At 71.4% G+C, this 20,171-nt stretch carries 15 protein-coding genes; 7 read left to right on the plus strand and 8 right to left on the minus strand.

Features of this window, described 5'->3' with window-relative positions:
- Nucleotides 1–101: 101 nt before the first annotated feature.
- Together AB0C66_RS03875 and AB0C66_RS03880 are read right to left on the minus strand one after the other, a co-directional pair.
- The gene (locus AB0C66_RS03875) at nt 102–1,235 is read right to left on the minus strand and encodes a helix-turn-helix transcriptional regulator (RefSeq protein WP_362432406.1); all 1,134 of its coding nucleotides are present in this window, start codon (nt 1,233–1,235) and stop codon (nt 102–104) included.
- Nucleotides 1,235–2,101 (minus strand): DUF4097 family beta strand repeat-containing protein, encoded by an 867-nt coding sequence (locus AB0C66_RS03880; RefSeq protein WP_362432408.1) that lies wholly within the window; start codon nt 2,099–2,101, stop codon nt 1,235–1,237. Before AB0C66_RS03880 ends, AB0C66_RS03875 begins: the two co-directional genes overlap by 1 nt.
- Before the next feature lie 379 nt (nt 2,102–2,480).
- On the opposite strand from AB0C66_RS03880, the gene AB0C66_RS03885 reads away from it, so the two are divergent.
- From AB0C66_RS03885 to AB0C66_RS03895, 3 genes are all read left to right on the plus strand, one after another.
- Nucleotides 2,481–5,321 carry a non-ribosomal peptide synthetase gene (locus tag AB0C66_RS03885; protein ID WP_362432410.1) on the plus strand — a complete coding sequence of 947 codons (2,841 nt, stop codon included), beginning with the start codon at nt 2,481–2,483 and terminating at the stop codon, nt 5,319–5,321.
- A 48-nt stretch (nt 5,322–5,369) separates the two neighbouring features.
- Nucleotides 5,370–6,323, plus strand: a complete 954-nt coding sequence (locus AB0C66_RS03890; RefSeq protein ID WP_362432412.1) for an NAD(P)-dependent oxidoreductase — start codon at nt 5,370–5,372, stop codon at nt 6,321–6,323.
- A 69-nt stretch (nt 6,324–6,392) separates the two neighbouring features.
- Complete coding sequence (locus AB0C66_RS03895) at nt 6,393–6,791, plus strand: nuclear transport factor 2 family protein (RefSeq protein ID WP_362432414.1); 399 nt, start codon at nt 6,393–6,395, stop codon at nt 6,789–6,791.
- Between the two features lie 91 nt (nt 6,792–6,882).
- On the opposite strand, the gene AB0C66_RS03900 is transcribed toward AB0C66_RS03895, so the two are convergent.
- Nucleotides 6,883–7,503 carry a malonic semialdehyde reductase gene (locus tag AB0C66_RS03900; RefSeq protein ID WP_362432417.1) on the minus strand — a complete coding sequence of 207 codons (621 nt, stop codon included), beginning with the start codon at nt 7,501–7,503 and terminating at the stop codon, nt 6,883–6,885.
- 126 nt (nt 7,504–7,629) lie between these two features.
- Between AB0C66_RS03900 and AB0C66_RS03905 the strand changes: the two genes are divergently transcribed.
- Together AB0C66_RS03905 and AB0C66_RS03910 are read left to right on the plus strand one after the other, a co-directional pair.
- On the plus strand, nt 7,630–8,289 hold the full coding sequence (locus tag AB0C66_RS03905; RefSeq protein ID WP_362432419.1) for a TetR/AcrR family transcriptional regulator: 660 nt from the start codon (nt 7,630–7,632) through the stop codon (nt 8,287–8,289).
- A gap of 19 nt (nt 8,290–8,308) precedes the next feature.
- Nucleotides 8,309–9,124, plus strand: a complete 816-nt coding sequence (locus tag AB0C66_RS03910; RefSeq protein ID WP_362432422.1) for an AfsR/SARP family transcriptional regulator — start codon at nt 8,309–8,311, stop codon at nt 9,122–9,124.
- A 43-nt stretch (nt 9,125–9,167) separates the two neighbouring features.
- Here the strand turns inward: AB0C66_RS03910 and AB0C66_RS03915 are convergent, their stop codons facing one another.
- From AB0C66_RS03915 to AB0C66_RS03935, 5 genes are all read right to left on the minus strand, one after another.
- Entirely contained in the window at nt 9,168–9,350 is a 183-nt protein-coding gene (locus AB0C66_RS03915) for a DUF6104 family protein (protein WP_176180669.1), read from the minus strand.
- Between the two features lie 130 nt (nt 9,351–9,480).
- Nucleotides 9,481–13,311, minus strand: a complete 3,831-nt coding sequence (locus tag AB0C66_RS03920; protein WP_362432424.1) for a multifunctional oxoglutarate decarboxylase/oxoglutarate dehydrogenase thiamine pyrophosphate-binding subunit/dihydrolipoyllysine-residue succinyltransferase subunit — start codon at nt 13,309–13,311, stop codon at nt 9,481–9,483.
- 238 nt (nt 13,312–13,549) lie between these two features.
- Nucleotides 13,550–14,830, minus strand: a complete 1,281-nt coding sequence (locus AB0C66_RS03925; RefSeq protein ID WP_362432426.1) for an ATP-binding protein — start codon at nt 14,828–14,830, stop codon at nt 13,550–13,552.
- The gene (locus AB0C66_RS03930) at nt 14,827–15,567 is read right to left on the minus strand and encodes a response regulator transcription factor (RefSeq protein WP_362432429.1); all 741 of its coding nucleotides are present in this window, start codon (nt 15,565–15,567) and stop codon (nt 14,827–14,829) included. The genes AB0C66_RS03925 and AB0C66_RS03930 overlap by 4 nt, the downstream gene beginning before the upstream one ends.
- 105 nt (nt 15,568–15,672) lie before the next feature.
- A complete protein-coding gene (locus AB0C66_RS03935; RefSeq protein ID WP_362432431.1) occupies nt 15,673–16,386 on the minus strand; it encodes a spermidine synthase in 714 nt (237 codons plus the stop codon).
- Between the two features lie 249 nt (nt 16,387–16,635).
- Between AB0C66_RS03935 and AB0C66_RS03940 the strand changes: the two genes are divergently transcribed.
- The gene (locus AB0C66_RS03940) at nt 16,636–17,577 is read left to right on the plus strand and encodes a rhomboid-like protein (protein WP_362432433.1); all 942 of its coding nucleotides are present in this window, start codon (nt 16,636–16,638) and stop codon (nt 17,575–17,577) included.
- An 89-nt stretch (nt 17,578–17,666) separates the two neighbouring features.
- Entirely contained in the window at nt 17,667–20,117 is a 2,451-nt protein-coding gene (gene lon / locus AB0C66_RS03945) for an endopeptidase La (protein ID WP_362432435.1), read from the plus strand.
- The last annotated feature ends 54 nt before the right edge of the window (nt 20,118–20,171 follow it).

The following is a 20,171-nucleotide window of genomic DNA, read 5'->3' on the forward strand; positions in this document are numbered from 1 at the left end:
GCACCGGACCGCGCGGCCGGTCCGCGAAGGCGGGGCCGCGTGCCGAACGGCGGCGCACGCACCGGGGTGAACGCCCCGCCCGACACCGGCGCCGGGAGCGGTCAGCCGTCCTGCCGCGCCGCGCCGTCCCGCAGGAGGCCGGTGATCCGTGTCGCCGTGGCCGCCAGACGGCGCTGGGCGTCGGCCAGTTGGTCCGGTGTCACCCCGTGGTCCCGGGCGGTGTCACGGACGTCGTCACGGAACCGGTCGAGCAGCCGGTCCAGATCGCGGGCCGGGTCGCCGGAGAGGGTGAAGTCCCGGGCCCAGGCGGGCTGATCCGCCTCGGTCGCCTCCGCCGCACCGGTCGCCGTGTTGTCCGTTCCGGCGTCGTCCCGCGCGGGCTCACCCTTCGCCGGGCCACCCTTCGCGGTCCCGTCCGGGGCCGGGACGTCCGCCCGTTCCACCGTGATCCCGGCACCGGCGCCGTCACCGGTGCCGTCCGTCTCCCGCCCCGGGCGGTCCTGCCGGGAGATGCGGCTCATCCCGCGCGAGACCTCGGCAAGACCCTCGCGTACCGCGCGCTGCCAGTCACCCGCCCGGACGTGCTCCTGGGTCCGCTCCTGTACGCGCCGGGCCATCCGCTGGACCTCCTCATGCGCGAACTCCTGTGCGTCCCGCGCCTGCTGGCGGGCGCGCTGCGCGTCCTGCCGGGCCCGTTTGCTCTCCTCCTTCGCCCGGCGAGCCTGCTCCTTCCACTCCTCCTTGGCGCGCCGCATCTCCTCCTTCGCCTGCTGCCAGGTCTCCTTGTCGCTCCACCCGCCGTCCCATGGACCGCGCCCGGCCCTGCCGCCGCCGGAGTCACCGGAGGTGCGGGCCGCTTTGGCCGCCTCCCGCATCTCGCGCCGCAGATCGCTGGCGGAGCCGCGGACGTCCTCCCGGATCTCGGCGGCGAGTTCGGCGACCGACTCCCGGATCTCCAGCTCCAGATCGGCCAGTTCACCGCTGCGGCTGGCCAGTTCGGCCCGTCCGGCGTCGGTGATGGAGTAGACCTTGCGGCCGCCCTCGCTGGTGTGGGTGACCAGGCCCTCGGCCTCCAGCTTGGCCAGCCGCGGATAGACGGTCCCGGCGGAGGGGGCGTACAGCCCCTGGAACCGCTCCTCCAGCAGCCGGATGACCTCGTAGCCGTGGCGCGGCGCCTCGTCGAGCAGCTTCAGCAGGTACAGGCGCAGCCTGCCGTGGGCGAATACGGGGGGCATCAGAGGACCTTTCCCTGGGATCCGTAGGTGTCGTCCTCGGACCGCGGACGGCGCAGCAGTGCGATGGCGCCCGAGACGGTGGTGGCCTGGAGGCGGCCGCTGCCCGTGCCGAGGGTGCCGTTGATCCGCTTGGCGCCCCACTGTCCGGTGACCCGCAGATCCTCGAAGGCACAGGAGACGGAGCCGCTCGCGGTGTTGGCGTCGACCTCGGCGTCGACCTTGGCGTCGGCCGGGTGCGGCAGCCGGATCGCGATCTCGCCGGAGACGGTGTTGAGGCTGATCCGCGCGCTCTCGGACACGGGGGCGAGGTCCAGGACCACGTTTCCGCTGACCGATTCGGCCCGTACGCCGGGGCCCGAGCCCTCGACGACGGTGAGGTCGCCGGAGACGGAGTTGAAGCGCAGATCGCCGGTGACGGCCTGGGCCTCGACCCGTCCGGAGACGGTGTCGGCGCGCACCGGGCCGGTCAGTCCGACGAGGGTGAAGTCACCGGAGACCCCGCGCAGTTCGGCGCGGCCGCCGATCCCGGAGGCGACGGCGGAGGCGCCGATGACACCGATCGAGACATCGGTGGCGGTGGGCACGGTGAGGGTGAGATGGACGCTGCGGTTCCACCCCTTGCGGTCGAGCCACTTCAGCAGGCCCTTCCAGGGGAGGTCGTCATAGGCGACGGTCAGGGCGCCGTCCTCCAGGGCGACCGTCAGCGGCGGTCCGTCGAGTGCGGAGAGCTCCAGCCGGGCGGGCCCGCTGTCGGTGCCGACCACATTGACCGTGCCGCCCACGACGCGGACATTGAGGGCGGAGACGGGTCCGTCGAAGGTGAGCTTCTCTGGTTCGCTGATCGACCACTCTGATCGGGCTGACATCCCCGGCCTCCCCTGCTGGCGTGCGACTGCTGGCTGTGCGACGCAACATATCGTGTCTTCGCTAGACACGATATATCGCGGATGGCGGGAGTCAAGTCCGGACCCGCCCGCGCCCGGGGCGGGGCCCGGTTGTGCCTCCGGCGGGGCCCGCTTCTGCCCGGCCGGGGGAGAGGGGGCGCTCTTTTCTGAAATCGATTTCACGTGTATGGCGCCACCGTTTGTTTCCGGGTCGGGTGAATCCGCGGGCCGGTGGAAAATCCTGATCCGGAGATTTCCGCTAGAGCCCTGCTAGAGCGACGGTGGAGAGTCGTGGAGTGCGAATGTTCGAGACTGTTACCTTCGGTTCCCGGATGGAAAAACGAAGAAGGCAGTGGGGGGAATGGCCGCACAACCCTTGGAAAACTCGGTACCGAAGGAATCAAAGGATCTGCGATCGGTCGCCCAGATACTTCTGCGGGCGGCGCACGATCACCCCGAATCAGGGGTGCGCTATGTGTCGGGACGGGAGGGGGGCGATTCAACGCACCAGCCGTATCCGGAACTTCTGGAATCCGCGCTGGAGCTCCTCGAGGGGCTGCGGGCGCGGGGCCTGCGGCCGCGCGACACGGTGGCTCTGCTGCTGACCGGTCAGCGGGAGTTCCTGACCGTCTTCTGGGCCTGTCTGCTGGGCGGGTTCGTGCCCTGTCCGATGGCGCCGGTCCCCGGTGACCCGGCCCGCTGGGCCGCGCAACTCGCCCATGTCAACGCGCTGCTGGAGGGGCCGCTGCTGGTCACCGACGAGGCGCTGGCGGCCGAGCTGCCGGATGTCCCCGGGCTCGCGGTGGCCGTCGTGGACGAGCTGCGGAACGGCTCCGCCGCGTCGGTCAACGCGCGTCAACTCACCCTCGGCGCACGTCAATTGCCGCCCGGAGTGCACCTCGCGGACCCCGAGGATCTGGCGCTGCTGGTGCTGACCTCCGGCTCCACCGGACACTCCAAAGCCGTGATGCTCACCCATGGAAATATCCTCGCCTCCATGGCCGGGAAGGCCGACAAGCAGCGGCTCACCGCGATTGATATCACCTTCAACTGGATTTCGTACGACCATGTGGCGGCACTCCTGGAAGCGCATATGCTCCCGCTGTATGTCGGTGCCGGGCAATTACATACGGAACCGTCCGTCATTCTTGAGGAACCACTCAGATTCCTCCGTATTATCTCGCGCCACAAGGTCACGATGACCTTCACCCCCAACTTTCTGCTGGGACCGCTTAACGCGTCCGCGGGTGCAGTAGGCGAGGACATGACGGCGGGCGGCGAAGCTCTCGATCTCAGCTCGCTGCGCCATATCGTGAGCGGCGGCGAGGCCAACGTGGTCGCCACCGGTGAGGCGTTCCTCGCGCACTACGCCCCCTACGGACTGCGCCCCGGCGCGCTGTGGCCCGCCTTCGGGATGACCGAGACCTGCGCCGGATCCCTCTACAACCGCGGCTTCCCGGCCGGTGACGAGGGCCAGGAGTTCGCCAACCTCGGCACGCCCGTCCTGGGTCTGCGGATCCGGGTGGTCGACGAGGACCACCGCGAGCTGCCGCCGGGCGAGGTCGGAGAACTCCAGCTCAGCGGACCGATGATCACCAGCGGCTACTACCGTGACGCGACGGCCACCGAGGAGGCCCTCACCCGGGACGGCTGGTTCCGCAGCGGGGACCTGGGCCGGATCGACGACGGACGGCTGACCCTCGTCGGACGCAGCAAGGACAGCATCATCGTCAATGGCGTCAACTACTTCAGCCATGAGATAGAGGCGGCGCTCGAGCAGCTGGAGGGGGTGGCGGGCGGTTACACCGCGGCCTTCCCGACCCGGCGGCCCGGCAGTGACACCGAACAGCTGGTGATCGCCGTCAGCCCCGAACTCGCGGAGGACGACGAGGCGGGGCTGTACCGGCTGCTCACCGCGGTGCGCTCCACCGTGGTCATCCACTGGGGGTTCCGGCCCTCGCTCGTGCTCCCGCTGCCCAAGGAGGCGTTCCCCAAGACCAGTCTGGGCAAGACGCTGCGCCGGCGGATGCGGCAGCGGCTGGAGGCGGGCGGTTTCGACGATGTCATCGAGCGGGTGGCGGAGCTGACCACCCGCAGGCTCGGCGGCCACACCCCGCCCGAGGGCGGGACCGAGCGGGTGCTGGCCGAGATCTTCGCGGAGATGTTCGACACCGCCCCGGACCGGATCAGCGCCACCGCCAGCTTCTTCGACCTCGGCGGCACCTCGCTGGACATCCTGCGGCTGCGGCGCCATGTCGCCCGGCGGCTGGGCGGGGTGGACCTGCCGGTCATCACGGTGCTCACCGCGCCCACGGTGCGTCAGCTGGCCGCCCGGCTGACCGGTGACGGCGCCTTCGGTCCGGGGGAGTACGACCCCGTCGTACCGCTCCAGACCGGCGGCGAGAAGACCCCGCTGTTCTGTGTGCACCCCGGCGTCGGCGAGGTACTGGTCTTCGTCAACCTCGCCAAGTACTTCGTCGGCGACCGGCCGTTCTACGCCCTGCGGGCGCGTGGCTTCAACGAGGGCGAGAAGCCGTTCGCGAGCTTCGAGGAGATGGTGGACACCTACGTCCGGGCCATCCGGGCCCGGCAGCCGCACGGCCCCTACGCCGTCGCGGGCTACTCCTACGGCGGCGCCGTGGCGTTCGAGATCGCCAAGGCGCTGGAGGCGGAGGGCGAACGCGTCGACTTCATCGGCAGCTTCAACCTCCCGCCGCATATCAAGTACCGCATGGAGGAGCTGGACTTCATCGAGACCGCGGTGAACCTGGCCTTCTTCCTCGACCTGATCAACAAGAAGCAGTCGCTGGACCTCCCCGGCGAGCTGCGGCCGCTGCCGAGGGAGGAGCAGCTCGCCCGGCTGCTGCGGCTCGCCCCGCCCGACCGGCTGGCCGAACTCGACCTGGACCTCGGGCGGTTCGGGACCTGGGCGGAGCTGGCCCACGGCCTCACCGACCTGGGCCGCGGATACCAGCCCAGCGGCACCGTGCGGTCGATGACGGTCTTCTACGCCATCCCGCTGCGCGGCACCAAGGAGGACTGGCTCGCGGACGAGCTGCGCCGCTGGGACGAGCACACCACCGGGCCCAACCGGTACCTCGACGTACCGGGTGAGCACTACACGCTGATGGGCCCGCGGCATGTCGCCGCCTTCCAGGCCGTACTGCGCCGCGAGCTCGACCGCGCGCTGGGTGACGGCTAGCTCCGCACCCGGCCCCATCCGAACGGCCCGACAGAGGAGAGAGTCAGCGTGGAAGGCAAGAAGATCCTGGTCACCGGCGGCACCGGACAGGTCGCCCGGCCGGTGGCGGAAGCGCTCGCCGAGCGCAACGAGGTCTGGTGTCTGGGCCGGTTCGGCACCCCGGGGGTCGAAGCGGAGCTCACCGCCCGCGGTATCACCACATTCCGGTGGGACATGGACGACCTGGGAGCGTCGGCGTACGACGGGCTGCCGGACGACTTCACCCATGTCATCCACTCCGCGGTGCGACGTGGCGAGGACGGCGACGTCAACACGGCCGTCGAGGTCAACGCGGTCTCCTGTGCCCGGCTGATGACCCACTGCCGCACCGCGGAGGCGTTCCTGTACGTCTCCACCGGAGCCCTGTACAAGCGGCAGTCCCTGGACCATCCGTACACCGAGGACGATCCGGTCGACGGGGTGGCCGACTGGCTGCCGGTCTACCCGGTGGCGAAGATCGCCGCCGAGGGCACGGTCCGCGCGCTGGCGCAGGTGCTCGACCTGCCGACCACCGTCGCCCGGCTCAACATCGCCTACGGTCCCGGCGGTTACGGCGGGGTGCCGATGCTCTACTTCCGGCGGATGCTGGCGGGCGAGCCCATCCCGGTGCCCGTCGAGGGCCAGAACTGGTGCTCCCTGCTGCACACCGACGATCTGGTGGCCCAGGTGCCCCGGCTGTGGGAGGCCGCGGCGACCCCCGCCACGCTCGTCAACTGGGGCGGGGACGAGGCGGTCGGCATCACCGACTGTGTGCGCCACCTGGAGGAGCTCACCGGGGTGCGGGCCCGGCTGGTCCCCAGCGAGATCACCCGGGAGACCTACCGGTTCGACCCGGCGCGGCGCCGGGAGCTCACCGGGCCCTGCCGGGTGCCGTGGCGCGAGGGGCTGCGCGGCACGCTCCAGGCGCTCCACCCGGAGCACCTCAGGCCCGAGTACGCGGGCCCGGCGGCATCCGCCGTCTGAACGGCGCGCCCGCGTCCGGCCGCCGCCCGAGCCCAGCCGTTCCAGCCGTCGTCCCAGGAGGCACACACCATGGCATCAGCGAACATCGAGACCATCCGCCGGTCCTACGCGGGATTCCGCGACCGTGACATCGAGGGGATCCTGTCGGCCATGCACCCCGATGTGGAATGGGTGCACCCGGCCGGGATGGCCGCCTACGGGCTCGGCGGCACCAAACGGGGCCATGCCGGGATCAAGGAGTTCCTCTCCCATGTCCCGACCGTGCTGGGCGGGATGCGGCTGGAACCGGGGGAGTTCATCGAACAGGGCGACCGGGTGGTGGTGTTCGGCACCCGTCAGGTCACCTCGCTCCGGGGGACGACCGTGACACTGGACTTCGTCCACTCGTGGACCATGCGGGAGGGCAAGGCGGCGCGGATGGAGGACATCTTCGACACCGTGGCCTTCCACCGGCTGATGGAGAGCTGAGCCCGGGCCGTCCGCGGCGGCCGTCCGCACCCGCCCCCACGGCGGGTGCCGACGGCGCACACGGTCCGGACGGCCCGGGAGCGCGCGGCCGTCACACGGTGGTGACGACCTCCTCGTACGCCAGCCGCGGCAGCCGGTCCGTCCAGGCGTCCGGGGCCGGGTGGCCGATGTTGACCACACACACCGCCCGGTGGCGTCCGTCGCCGAAGAACTCCTTGGAGACGGCGGCGTGGTCGAAGCCGACCATGGGCCCGGCGGCGAGACCGGCCGCGCGTATGCCCAGGATGAAGTAGCCCACCTGGAGCGCGGTGTTGAACGTGGCGGACGCCTCGCGCGGGGCCGCCTCGGCGAAGATGTCCTGCGGGCGCTCCATGAACGGCACCAGCCGGGGCAGTTCCTCGTGGAAGTCCAGATCGGCCGCGACCACCGCCACCAGGGGCGCCTTCGCCGTCTTCTCCTGGTTGCGCCCGGTCATATGGGTCACCAGCCGCTCCCGCGCATGCGCCGAGCGGACCAGCACCATCCGCAGCGGCTGCTGATTCATCGACGTGGGCGCGTACTTGACCAGCTCGTAGACGGCACGGATCTGCTCCTCCGGCACCGGCTCGCCGGTGAAGGCGTTCGCCGTACGGGCCTCCAGGAACAGCTGGTTCTGCGCCTCCGGCGCCAGGGTGAGGTGGCGCGGGGCGTCGCTGTTCTCCGGTGCGCTCATGGAGCTCTCCTCGTCACGCGAAGCAGAATTTATTGGACTGGACGGGCTAGTCCAGTGCGGTGAGGGAAGGCTAGACTCACAGGTCCATCGGGGGCAAGGGCGCTACTCAGCAAGGAGGTTGGACCGTTGCGGACGGACAACGGTCCCCGGCGTGCCGCCGTGGGCCGCCCGATGGGGCCCCAGCCGGCCAAGCGCCAGGCGATCCTGGAGGCGGCCGTGGCCGTCTTCCTGCGCGAGGGATACACCCGGGCGGGGGTGGACGTCATCGCGGACGAGGCCCGGGTCTCCAAGCAGACCGTCTACAACCACTTCGGCGACAAGGAACGGCTGTTCCTCGCCGCCGTCGACGGTGAACGGGAGCGGGTGGCCGCCGAGTTCGCCGACGGCGCGCCGTACGCCCCCGAGCGGTTCGAGGGCGCCGACGCCCGCACCGCGCTCATCGCCTTCGGCCACCGGGTGCTGGAGGTGCTGCTCGACGAACGGGCCTCCGCACTGCGGCGCCTGGTCATCGCCGAGGTGGCCCGCCACCCCGCACTGCGCACCGCGTGCGCCGAGGGCGAGCCCCAGCAACTGGTGATCTGGCTCGCCGGGATGATCGAGCGCCGCACCGGCAGCGGTGAGCTGAGCGTCCCCGATCCATCCTCGGCCGCCGGGCAGTTCGTGGCCCTGCTGGTGCAGCAGGGCCTCTACCAGTCGATGTACGGCACCCGCCCGCTCGCCGCCGAGGTCGCCGCCTCCATCTGCGAGCAGGCCGCCGACCTGTTTGTCCGCGCGTACCGCACATGATGTGTGAGAGGTGTCACCCATGCGTGTGAACGTCCTCGGACCGCTGACGCTGAACCATGGCGCCCTGTCCGGAGTTCCCAGCGCGATGAAGCCACGTAAGGTCCTGTCCCTGCTGCTGCTCCACGACGGCCGGATGGTGCCGGTGCAGTCGCTGATGGCCGAGCTGTGGGGCGACCGCCCACCGCGGACGGGCCAGACCACGCTCCAGACCTACATCCTCCAGCTGCGCAAACTGCTCGCCCAGGTGCTGGTCATACCGCCGGCCCTGGTCGCCCGGGACGTCCTCCAGACCCGGCCCGGCGGTTACGCCCTGGTGCTGCGCCCCGGCCAGCTCGACGTCCACGACTACCGCCAGCTCGTCGCCGGGGGCGAATGCGCGCTGGAGGTGGGGGACGAGCGGGCCGCGGACGCCGCCTTCCGGCAGGCGCTCGCCCTGTGGCAGGGCCCGGCCCTGGTCGACGTCACCCCGCTGGGGCGTCCGCTCCAGGCGGAGGTGGCCCGGCTGGAGGAGTCCCGGCTCACCGTCACCGAGCGCGGGATCGAGACCCGGCTGCGGCTCGGCGGCCATCTGGAGGTGCTGAGCGACCTGGCCTCACTGGTGGTCGAGCACCGCTTCCACGAGGGCCTGCACGGCCAGTACATGCTGGCCCTGCACCGCTCCGGGCAGCGCACCCGCGCGCTCGCGGCCTACCAGCGGCTGCGGATGTCGATGACCGAGGAACTGGGGCTGGAGCCCTCCGTGAAGCTCCAGCGCCTCCAGCAGGCGGTCCTGGTCTCCGACCCCCGGCTGGACCACGAGGCCGGGGCCCCGGGGCGCGGACCGGTGGTGGCCTAGGCCCGGCGAACCGAGGCCCGGCGAGTCCCCGCCCGGCGGGGGCTCAGAGGTCGTCGTCCTCGTCGTCGAGCCGGGCCAGCCAGGTCGCCAGCCGCTCCACCGGCACCTCGAAGTCCGGGTTCAGGTCGACGAACGTCCGCAGCTGCTCGGCCAGCCACTCGAAGGTGACCTCCTCCTCGCCACGCCGCTGCGCCAGCTCCTCGATACCGCGGTCGGTGAAGTACAAGGGTCGCTCCGGAAGAGGGGGGTTCGGGGATGATCTGCACCGCCCAGGATATGCCGCCCGGGAACGGGGAAGACCCGGCCTCCGCTCGCGCGGGGACCGGGCCTTCCCTTCGGGCCGTGGCGGGCCTGGATCAGATCTCGAAGACCTCGCTCACCAGCGCCTGCTGCTCCGCCTGGTGGCGCTTGTTCGACCCCACCGCGGGCGAGGACGAATGCGGCCGGGAGACCCGGACCAGCCGCTCGGCGGCGGGGACGTCCGCGCCGACCGACAGCTCCAGGTGGTCGATCAGGTTGAGCGCCATGAACGGCCACCCGCCCTGGTTCGCCGGCTCCTCCTGGGCCCAGACGAACTTCTCGACGTTGGCGTACTTGGCGATCTCGGCCTGGACCTCGGCACCCGGCAGTGGGTACAGCCGCTCCAGCCGGACGATCGCCGTGTCGTTCGCACCGCGCTTCTCCCGCTCCGCGGCCAGGTCGTAGTAGACCTTGCCGGAGCAGAAGACCACCCTGCGCACCGCGGCCGGATCGGCACTCTCGTCGCCGATGACCGGGCGGAACGCGCCGGTGGTGAACTCCTCCGCCTTCGAGGCCGCCGCCTTCAGACGCAGCATCGACTTCGGGGTGAAGACGACCAGCGGCTTGTGGTGCGGGTTGTGGACCTGCCAGCGCAGCAGGTGGAAGTAGTTCGACGGCAGCGTCGGTGTGGCGACCGTCATGTTGTTCTGCGCGCAGAGCTGGAGGAAGCGCTCGATCCGGGCCGAGGAGTGGTCCGGGCCCTGGCCCTCGTAGCCGTGCGGCAGCAGCAGCGTGACGCCGGAGGTCTGGCTCCACTTCTGCTCGGCCGAGGAGATGAACTCGTCCACGACGGTCTGCGCGCCGTTGACGAAGTCACCGAACTGGGCCTCCCACATGACCAGCGACTCCGGGCGGGCCAGCGAGTAGCCGTACTCGAAGCCCATCGCCGCGTACTCGCTGAGCAGCGAGTCGTAGACGTTGTAGCGGGACTGGTCCTCGGCCAGGTAGAGCAGCGGGGTGTAGTCCTCGCCGGTCTCCCGGTCCACCAGCACCGCGTGGCGCTGGCCGAAGGTGCCGCGGCGGGAGTCCTGTCCGGCGAGCCGGACCGGGGTGCCCTCCATCAGCAGCGAGCCGATGGCGAGGGTCTCGCCCATGCCCCAGTCGATCGTGTCGTCCTCGATCATCGCCGCGCGCCGCTGGAGCTGCGGGAGCAGCCGCGGGTGGACGGTGATCCGGTCGGGGATGTTGACCTGGGACTCGGCGATCCGCTTGACGACCTCCTGGGAGACCGCCGTGTTCACCGCGACCGGGAACTCCGGCTGCGGTTCGGGGACCTCGGGCTGGGCCGGGGTCGAGACCGCGTCGCGGACCTCGGTGAAGACCTTCTCCAGCTGCCCCTGGAAGTCCTGGAGCGCCTGCTCGGCCTCCTCCAGCGTGATGTCACCGCGCCCGATCAGCGACTCGGTGTACAGCTTGCGCACCGAGCGCTTCTTGTCGATCAGGTCGTACATCAGCGGCTGGGTGAAACCGGGGTTGTCGGTCTCGTTGTGGCCGCGGCGCCGGTAGCAGATGAGGTCGATGACCACGTCCTTGTTGAACGCCTGGCGGAACTCGAAGGCGAGCCGCGCGACGCGGACCACGGCCTCCGGGTCATCACCGTTGACGTGGAAGATCGGCGCCTCGATCATGCGCGCCACATCGGTGGCGTACATCGAGGAGCGGGACGCGGCCGGGGCGGCGGTGAAGCCGACCTGGTTGTTGATCACGATGTGCACGGTGCCGCCGGTGCGGTAGCCGCGCAGCTGCGACATGTTCAGCGTCTCGGCCACCACGCCCTGGCCCGCGAAGGCCGCGTCGCCGTGCAGGGCGACGGGCAGCACGGTGAAGTCCGTACCGGCCTTGCCGATGATGTCCTGCTTGGCGCGGGCGACACCCTCCAGGACCGGGTCCACCGCCTCCAGGTGGGAGGGGTTGGCGGTCAGCGAGACCTGGATCTGCTCACCGTCCAGACCGGTGAAGGTGCCCTCGGCGCCCAGGTGGTACTTCACATCGCCGGAGCCGTGCATCGACTTCGGGTCGAGGTTGCCCTCGAACTCGCGGAAGATCTGCGCGTAGGACTTGCCGACGATGTTGGCCAGCACATTGAGACGGCCGCGGTGGGCCATCCCGATGACGACCTCGTCCAGGCGCGACTCGGCGGCCGCGTCCAGCACCGCGTCCAGCAGCGGGATGACGGACTCGCCGCCCTCCAGCGAGAACCGCTTCTGACCGACGTACTTGGTCTGGAGGAAGGTCTCGAACGCCTCGGCCGCGTTGAGCCGGCGCAGGATGCGTAGCTGCTCCTCGCGCTCCGGCTTGTCGTGGCTGCGCTCGACCCGGTCCTGGATCCACTTGCGCTGCTTGGGGTCCTGGATGTGCATGAACTCGATACCGGTGGTGCGGCAGTACGAGTCGCGCAGCACGCCCAGGATGTCGCGCAGCTTCATCATCGTCTTGCCCGCGAAGCCACCGACCGCGAACTCGCGCTCCAGGTCCCACAGGGTGAGCCCGTGCTCGATGATGTCGAGGTCGGGGTGCTTGCGCTGGCGGTACTCCAGCGGGTCGGTGTCGGCCATCACATGGCCGCGGACCCGGTAGGCGTGGATCAGGTCGAAGACCCGCGCCGCCTTGGTGACGTCGTCGTCATGGCTGACGTCGATGTCCTTGAGCCAGCGGACCGGCTCGTAGGGGATGCGCAGCGCCTTGAAGATCTCGTCGTAGAAGTCGCTCTCGCCGAGCAGCAGCTGGTTCATGATCCGCAGGAACTCGCCGGAGGCGGCGCCCTGGATCACCCGGTGGTCATAGGTGCTGGTCAGCGTCATGACCTTGGAGATGCCCAGCTTGTTCAGAGTGTCCTGGGAGGTGCCCTGGAACTCGGCCGGGTACTCCATGGCGCCGACGCCGATGATCAGGCCCTGGCCGGGCATCAGCCGCGGCACCGAGTGGACGGTGCCGATACCGCCGGGGTTGGTCAGGGAGGCGGTGACGCCGGTGAAGTCCTCCATCGTCAGCTTGTTCGCGCGGGCGCGGCGGACGATGTCCTCGTACGCCTGCCAGAACTCGAAGAAGTTGAGCGTCTCGGCCTTCTTGATGGCCGCGACGACCAGCTGGCGGTCACCGTTGGGCTTGACCAGGTCGATGGCCAGGCCCAGGTTGACGTGCTCGGGCTTGACCAGGGTGGGCTTGCCGTCCGCTTCGGTGAACGAGTAGTTCATCGAGGGCATCGCCTTCAGCGCCTGCACCATGGCGTAGCCGATGAGGTGCGTGAAGGACACCTTGCCGCCGCGGGCGCGCTTGAGGTGGTTGTTGATGACGATGCGGTTGTCGAACAGCAGCTTCACCGGGACGGCGCGCACCGAGGTGGCCGTCGGCAGATCCCGCGACGCGTTCATGTTCTTCGCCACCGCGGCGGACGGGCCGCGCAGGGTGACCAGCTCCGGACCGGCGGACGGCTCGGTCTTCGCGGCCTTGGCGGAGGACGTCGGCTCGGCGGGCGTCGGCTTCACCGGAGCCGGCTTGGCCGGGGCGGGAGCCGCGGCGGCGGGCTTCGGGGCGGCCGGGGCCGCGGCGGCGGGCTTGGCGTCCACCGGCTTCGCGGCGGGCGCGGCCGTCGGCCGCGCCGGAGCGGCGGTGGCGGGGGCGGCCTGCGCGGCGGCGGACGCCCCCGCGGCGCCCCCGGTCACGGCCTGTGGCGGCGCGGCCACGGCGGAGCCGGTGTCCTGACCCGGCTTGTAGTCGGCGAAGAAGTCCCACCAGGCTCGGTCGACCGAGTTCGGGTCCTGGAGGTACTGCTGGTAGATCTCGTCGACGAGCCACTCGTTGGGCCCGAAAGCAGCGGCAGGGTTACTTCCCTGCCCGTCCTGCTCGTCGGTCGAGACGCTCGAGGTATTGGGGGACTGTGGCGACACGGCGGCAACCGCCCTCTTCCGCTTCCTTAGATGGTGGACAGCGGGAATAAAGGCTACGCCTCTTGGACCCATACGTGCAGGCCGCACTGGTCATCGTCGCGCAAGTCACACTGATCGGCGGGTTTCAGTGCATGTCATGGCGGGAAACACACGGGGTTCCGCGTCTTCCCGCAGATACGAGCGAACGCAAAAGTGCACCCACACCGCTCGGATGTGCGCGTCCGCGACCGACCTTACGTCACATGTGATCTCTGGAGCCGCCCGGAAGGCTGACCTTGATGCGGCAGCCCCGGGGGGACTCCGCGACGCCTATCCGGCCGCCGTGCAGATCGACCGCCCAGCGGGCGATGGCCAGCCCCAGACCGGTGCCTCCGTCGCTGCCCTGCCCCGACCGGCGGCGGCCCGCGGGACCCGCACCGCCCGGTGAGAGGCCACCGCGGTTGAACCGCTCGAAGACCCGGTGCCGCTCCGACTCCGGGATGCCGGGACCCTCGTCCATGACCTCCAGCTCCAGGCTCTCCGGCCCCTCGCCGCGCCGCGCCCGCACCGTGACCCGGCCGTGCGCCGGGCTGTGCTTCATCGCGTTGTCGATGAGATTCGCCACCACCTGGTGGAGCCGCTCGGTGTCCGCGTGCGCGGTCAGCTCCGGCGGGGAGACGTCCAGGTGGAGATGGACGTCCTGGCGGGAGTGCGAGCCCGACCCGGACTCCGCGCCCTTGGCCATGCTCGCCTCCTTGAGGATCTGGGCCAGATACGGCCAGACCTCGAAGCGCCGGGCGTGGAGCGGCACCACCCCGTTGTCCAGCCGGGACAGATCGAGCAGCTGCTCGACCAGCCGGCCCAGCCGCTGGGTCTGGCGCAGCGCCACCCGCATGGTCTCCGGATCGGCCTCGGAGACCCCGTCCACCACGTTCTCCAGCACCGCCCGCAGCGCCGCGATCGGGGTGCGCAGCTCATGCGAGACATTGGCCACCAGTTCCTTGCGGTGGGTGTCCACCGCCTCCAGGTCGGCCGCCATCCGGTTGAAGGCGTTCGCCAGATCGCCGAACTCGTCCCGGCGCTGTGCCGCCCCCACCCGCCGGGTGTAGTCACCGTGCGCCATGGCCCGGGTGACCTCGGTCATCTCGTCCAGCGGAGCGGTGAGGCCATGCGCCACGAACTGGGTGATCAGCAGCGAGGCGATGATCGAGAAGATGGTGATCACCCGCAGCTCGGTGTTCGAGTGCATCGCCGCGAAGACCAGCAGCGTGGTGATGATCACCGACCCGATGACCAGCGCCCCGAGGGCGGCCTTGACCGAGCGGTACGGGTCGAACGGGCGCAGCGCCGCCCACACCCGGCCCCAGGTGGCCCGGCTCCGGGCGCCGCGGCGCCGCGGCGGGTGTCCGGGGGAGCCCGGCGGCAGCGGTGGCCGGACGGACTCGGCCCCCCGTGCCACCACGGCCGCCATGAGCGCCCGCAGTGTCCGCACGGCCTCGCGGAGGGAGGCGAACCTGGGAGCCCCGGGGGCCTTCCTCATGCGGCCGGGGTCTCCAGGGCGTAACCGACGCCGTGCACCGTGCGGATCCGCTCCGCGCCGATCTTCCGGCGCAGCGCCTTGATGTGGCTGTCGACGGTCCGGGTGCCCGAGGCGTCCGCCCAGTCCCACACCTCCGCCAGCAGCTGTTCTCGGGAGAGCACCGCGCGCGGGGTGTTGGCCAGGCAGACCAGCAGGTCGAACTCGGTCGGGGTGAGGTGGACGTCGGAGCCGCGCACCCGCACCCGGCGCTGTGCGTGGTCGATCTCCAGCTCGCCCAGGCGCAGGATCCCGCTGCGCGGGGTGTGCGCGGCCAGCGCCGCCCGCTCCACCCGCCGGAGCAGTACGTGCACCCGGGCGGCCAGCTCGCGCATCGAGAACGGCTTGGTCATGTAGTCGTCCGCGCCGACCCCGAGGCCGACCAGCATGTCGGTCTCGTCGTCACGCGCGGTGAGCATCAGCACCGGAACCGGGCGCCGGGCCTGCACCCGGCGGCACACCTCGAGTCCGTCGAAGCCCGGCAGCATCACATCGAGCACCAGCAGATCGGGCTGCCACGCCTCGGCGGTGTCGACGGCCGCCGGGCCGTCCCCGGCCGTCTGGACCTGGAAGCCCTCGGCCCGCAGCCGGGCGGCGATCGCGTCCACGATGGTCGGATCGTCCTCGACGACGAGCACCCGGCGCTGTGCGCCCGGGGTGCTCGTGGCGGCCCCGTTGTGGCCGTTGAGATTCTGCTCCATACGCCCGCCCCATGCGTCGTCCTGGTAAACCGCGCTCCGCGCCTGGTGATGTGCCGTGCGGCGTGGTCTAGGCATGAAAGCGTAAGGGCAGCGTACGCGGCTCGGCTACGCGCCCCGAATCCCGATGTGCACCACGTCGGGCACGCCCCGGGCAACTGTGATCTCTTCCGTACGGACACTGGTGAATCCGGCATTGCGGAGAGACTCCTCGAACGCGGCCGACGGCCGGGCCGACCAGACCGCGAGCACGCCGCCCGGTGTGAGGCGGGCGGCGCAGGCGGCGAGCCCGTCGGAGGAGTAGAGGCCGGTGTTGTCCTCGGTGACGGTCCAGTCCGGTCCGTTGTCGATGTCCAGGCACAGCGCGTCGTAGACCGGGCCGTCCGGTGCGCGGAGGTGGCCGACCAGATCGGCGCGGACGACGTCGGTGCGCGGATCGGCCAGCGCCCGGGCGGAGACCGCGGCCAGCGGGCCGTCGCGGTGCCAGTCGATGACCGCCTCCTCCCGCTCCACCACCGCGATCCGGCCCCAGCGCGGCTCATCGGCCGCCTCGGCGAGTGAGAAGCCGACGCCGAGTCCGCCGATGAGCAGGGCGGGAGTGGGGCGGTCGGCGGGCAGGGCGCCGAGGGCGGCCCGTACCAGCAGCCGCTCGGAGCGGCCGTCGGAGGTGTCCATGAGGAAGCAGCCGTTCGCGATGATCTCGAAGACGGCGTCCGCGCGGTCCGCGGCCCCGCGCCGCCGCAGCACCACTTCTCCGTACGGGCCGTCGCGGCGGTCGAGGGTGACCGGCTGGTCGGCTGCGGTGTCGTATGGGGGCTGCATGGTGGTCCTCCGGCTGGACGTGGCGGACGGGCCCCGCGGGGCCCGTCCGCCATCCTCGCGCCGCGGCCGCTCACGGGTCCACCGCGTCAAGTCTCCGCCGCGGCGGCTGTGGTGGCGCTCACGTCGGTGTGTGGTGACATCACTCGGGGCCCGGAGATTGTTGTGGTGTGGGACGCGGAAAGCCGAACAGAAGGACGGACGGGGGCCTGGGAACCGGGGGCGGACGGCGGACGGAAAGGAGCCCTGGCGGTGACAGTCGTACAGGCGGACGGTGCCGGGCCCGGTGAGGACCGCGCGGGCCCGGACGGACGTCCGGATCCGGCCGCCAGTGGTGGAGACCTCACCGGCGGCGGCGCTCCCGGGCGGCGCGATCCCGCCGTCGCCGGATGGTGCTGGTCGGTGCCCGGAGCCGTCCCCGCCCACCGCCCGGTGCGTCCGGCCGTGCCCGCCCGTTCGCCGGAGGCCGTGGCCGTCGGGGCGGCGACGCCGCGGATTCCGGGGCGGACCCGGCGGGAGCGGCCGGAGCGCTGGGAGCGGCTCATACGGGCGGCGCCCACCCCCGCCACCGCCCCGTTCACGCTGATCTACGCCCTCGTCCTCCTCGGTACCGGCCTCTTCGTCCACCTCGGGGACCCGCGCACCGTCCATGACCTGCTCACCGGCTCCAGTACCGATGTCTCCCACCTGTCCCGGCGCCCGCTGTTCACCCTGCTCGCCAGCGCGGTGTGGATGGTCGGCGGTCTCGCCTCGCCCTATCTGCCCGCGCTGCTGCTGGTGCTCACGGCGCTGGAGCGGCGGATCGGCGGACTGCGGACGGCCGCGGTGTTCCTGCTCGGCCATGTGCTGGCGACGCTGCTCACCGAGCTCCCGGTGGCCGCCTCCGTCGCGCTCGGCCACCTCCCGCACAGCTCGCTGCGGCGGCTGGACTACGGCGTCAGCTACGGGCTGATCGCATGTGCCGGGGCGCTCGCCGTACTGCTGCGGCCCCGGGCGCGCCGGGCCCTGGTCGGCGGGATCGCGCTGTCGCTGGCCGCCGCCAGCCTGATCGGCATCGCCGATCCGCTCACCGACTGGGGCCATGCCCTCGCCCTGCTGATCGGGCTCGCCTGCTGGCCGTACGTCCGCCACAGCGCCCGGCGGCGGGCCGCGGAGCCCCCGCGGGACACCGCCGCCGACGCGGCGACCGGCTGATCGCTCATAGCGAACAAGGGGTCGGGAACACCTGAAGGCTCCGGCGCATTGAGTCTGCATAGCTCAACTTGCCTGCCTAAGGGGAGATCATGGCTTCGCTGTCCACACCGCTCACCCTGCCGGTGCTGCCTCTCGACGACGAGGTGGTGCTGCCCGGCATGGTGGTGCCCCTGGACCTGTCCGACACCGAAGTACGCGCCGCGGTGGAGGCCGCCCAGGCCGCCGCCCGCTCCAGCGGGAGTGGCGGGAAACCGCAGCTGCTGCTGGTGCCGCGGGTCGACGGGACCTACGCGGCGATCGGCACCCTCGGCACCGTCGAGCAGGTGGGCCGGCTCTCCGACGGCGACCCCGGCGCGCTCATCCGCGGGGTGCGCCGTGTCCGCATCGGGGCCGGGACCACCGGTCCTGGCGCCGCGCTGTGGGTCGAGGGGACCGCGGTCGAGGAGATCGTGCCCGACCCTTCCCCTGCCTCCGGCGGGGAGACCCCATCGCCCGGTGCCGTCACCGAACTGATGAAGGAGTACAAGGCGCTGGCCACCAGCTGGCTGCGCAAGCGCGGTGCCTGGCAGGTCGTGGACCGGGTGCAGCAGATCGACGATGTCGCCCAGCTCGCCGACAACTCCGGCTACTCGCCGTTCCTGACCATCGCCCAGCGCGTGGAGCTGCTGGAGACCGCCGATCCGGTGGCCCGGCTGCGGCTGGCGGTGAGCTGGCTGAGCGAGCACCTGGCCGAGCAGGACGTGGCCGAGTCGATCGCCAAGGACGTCCAGGAGGGCGTGGACAAGCAGCAGCGCGAGTTCCTGCTGCGGCGTCAGCTGGAGGCCGTCCGCAAGGAGCTGGCCGAGCTCAACGGCGGAACCGGGGCCGACGCCGACGAGAGTGACGACTACCGGGCCCGGGTCGAGGCCGCCGAGCTGCCGGAGAAGGTGCGCACCGCCGCGCTCAAGGAGGTCGACAAGCTGGAGCGGTCCTCCGACCAGAGCCCCGAGGGGAGTTGGATCCGCACCTGGCTGGACACCGTTCTGGAGCTGCCCTGGAACGAGCGCACCGAGGACGCGTACGACATCCAGGGCGCCAAGGAGGTGCTGGACGCCGACCACGCGGGCCTGGAGGACGTCAAGGAGCGGATCACCGAGTACCTGGCGGTGCGCAAGCGCCGCTCCGAGCGGGGCCTCGGCGTCGTCGGCGGCCGCCGCGGCGGTGCGGTGCTGGCCCTGGTCGGCCCGCCCGGCGTCGGCAAGACCAGCCTCGGCGAGAGTGTCGCCCGGGCGATGGGGCGCGGTTTCGTCCGGGTCGCGCTCGGCGGCGTCCGGGACGAGGCGGAGATCCGCGGCCACCGGCGCACCTACGTGGGCGCGCTGCCCGGCCGGATCGTCCGGGCCATCAAGGAGGCCGGTTCGATGAACCCGGTCGTCCTGCTGGACGAGATCGACAAGGTCGGCTCCGACTTCCGCGGCGATCCGGCCGCGGCCCTGCTGGAGGTCCTGGACCCGGCGCAGAACCACACCTTCCGGGACCACTACCTGGAGGTCGAGCTCGATCTGAGCGATGTGGTCTTCCTGGCCACCGCCAACGTCCTGGAGGCCATCCCGGAGGCGCTGCTCGACCGGATGGAGCTGGTGCGCCTCGACGGCTACACCGAGGACGAGAAGGTCGTCATCGCCCGCGACCACCTGCTGCCCCGTCAGCTGGAGCGCGCCGGTCTGGAGCCGGGCGAGGTCGTGGTCGAGGACGCCAGCCTGCGCAAACTGGCGGGCGAGTACACCCGCGAGGCGGGCGTACGGACCCTGGAGCGGTCCGTGGCCCGGCTGCTGCGCAAGGTCGCGGCCCAGCATGAACTGGGCGAGCGGAAGCTGCCGTTCACCGTCGGGCCCGACGCACTGCGGTCGCTGATCGGACGGCCGCACCACACCCCGGAGTCCGCCCAGGACCCGGCCGAGCGGCGCACCGCCGTCCCCGGTGTGGCCACCGGGCTCGCGGTCACCGGCGCGGGCGGCGATGTGCTGTTCGTCGAGGCGTCGCTGGCCGACCCGGAGACGGGCGGCGCGGGGCTGACGCTGACCGGCCAGCTCGGTGAGGTGATGAAGGAGTCCGCCCGGATCGCGCTGTCCTTCCTGCGCTCCCATGGCGCGGAGCTGGAGCTTCCGGTGGGTGACCTCAAGGAGCGCGGTGTCCACCTCCACGTCCCGGCGGGCGCGGTGCCCAAGGACGGGCCGAGCGCGGGCATCACCATGACCACGGCGCTCGCCTCGCTGCTCTCCGGCCGCCAGGTGCGCCCGGACGTGGCGATGACGGGCGAGGTCTCGCTGACCGGGCGGGTGCTGCCGATCGGCGGTGTCAAGCAGAAGCTGCTGGCGGCGCACCGGGCCGGGGTGACCACCGTGGTCATCCCCAAGCGGAACGAACCCGATCTGGACGAGGTCCCGGCCGAGGTGCTGGAGAAGCTGGACGTCCACCCCGTCGCCGATGTCCGGCAGGTGCTGGAGCTGGCGCTCCAGCCCGCCTCGTCGCTGACCGAGGAGGTTCCGGCGGCGGCGTGACGGACGTGACGGTGCCCTCCGGCGTACGGACGGACGGATCCGTCCGTACGCCGG

The organism is Streptomyces sp. NPDC048636, assembly GCF_040650655.1.
Lineage (GTDB): Bacteria > Actinomycetota > Actinomycetes > Streptomycetales > Streptomycetaceae > Streptomyces.

Excerpts from the sequence above, each read along its gene's own strand:
- AB0C66_RS03900 (WP_362432417.1), bottom strand. The coding sequence starts at position 7,503 with ATGAGCGCACCGGAGAACAGCGACGCCCCGCGCCACCTCACCCTGGCG.
- lon (WP_362432435.1), top strand. The coding sequence starts at position 17,667 with ATGGCTTCGCTGTCCACACCGCTCACCCTGCCGGTGCTGCCTCTCGAC.
- AB0C66_RS03885 (WP_362432410.1), top strand. The coding sequence starts at position 2,481 with ATGGCCGCACAACCCTTGGAAAACTCGGTACCGAAGGAATCAAAGGAT.
- AB0C66_RS03935 (WP_362432431.1), bottom strand. The coding sequence starts at position 16,386 with ATGCAGCCCCCATACGACACCGCAGCCGACCAGCCGGTCACCCTCGAC.
- AB0C66_RS03910 (WP_362432422.1), top strand. The coding sequence starts at position 8,309 with ATGCGTGTGAACGTCCTCGGACCGCTGACGCTGAACCATGGCGCCCTG.
- AB0C66_RS03925 (WP_362432426.1), bottom strand. The coding sequence starts at position 14,830 with ATGAGGAAGGCCCCCGGGGCTCCCAGGTTCGCCTCCCTCCGCGAGGCC.
- AB0C66_RS03880 (WP_362432408.1), bottom strand. The coding sequence starts at position 2,101 with ATGTCAGCCCGATCAGAGTGGTCGATCAGCGAACCAGAGAAGCTCACC.
- AB0C66_RS03930 (WP_362432429.1), bottom strand. The coding sequence starts at position 15,567 with ATGGAGCAGAATCTCAACGGCCACAACGGGGCCGCCACGAGCACCCCG.
- AB0C66_RS03875 (WP_362432406.1), bottom strand. The coding sequence starts at position 1,235 with ATGCCCCCCGTATTCGCCCACGGCAGGCTGCGCCTGTACCTGCTGAAG.
- AB0C66_RS03895 (WP_362432414.1), top strand. The coding sequence starts at position 6,393 with ATGGCATCAGCGAACATCGAGACCATCCGCCGGTCCTACGCGGGATTC.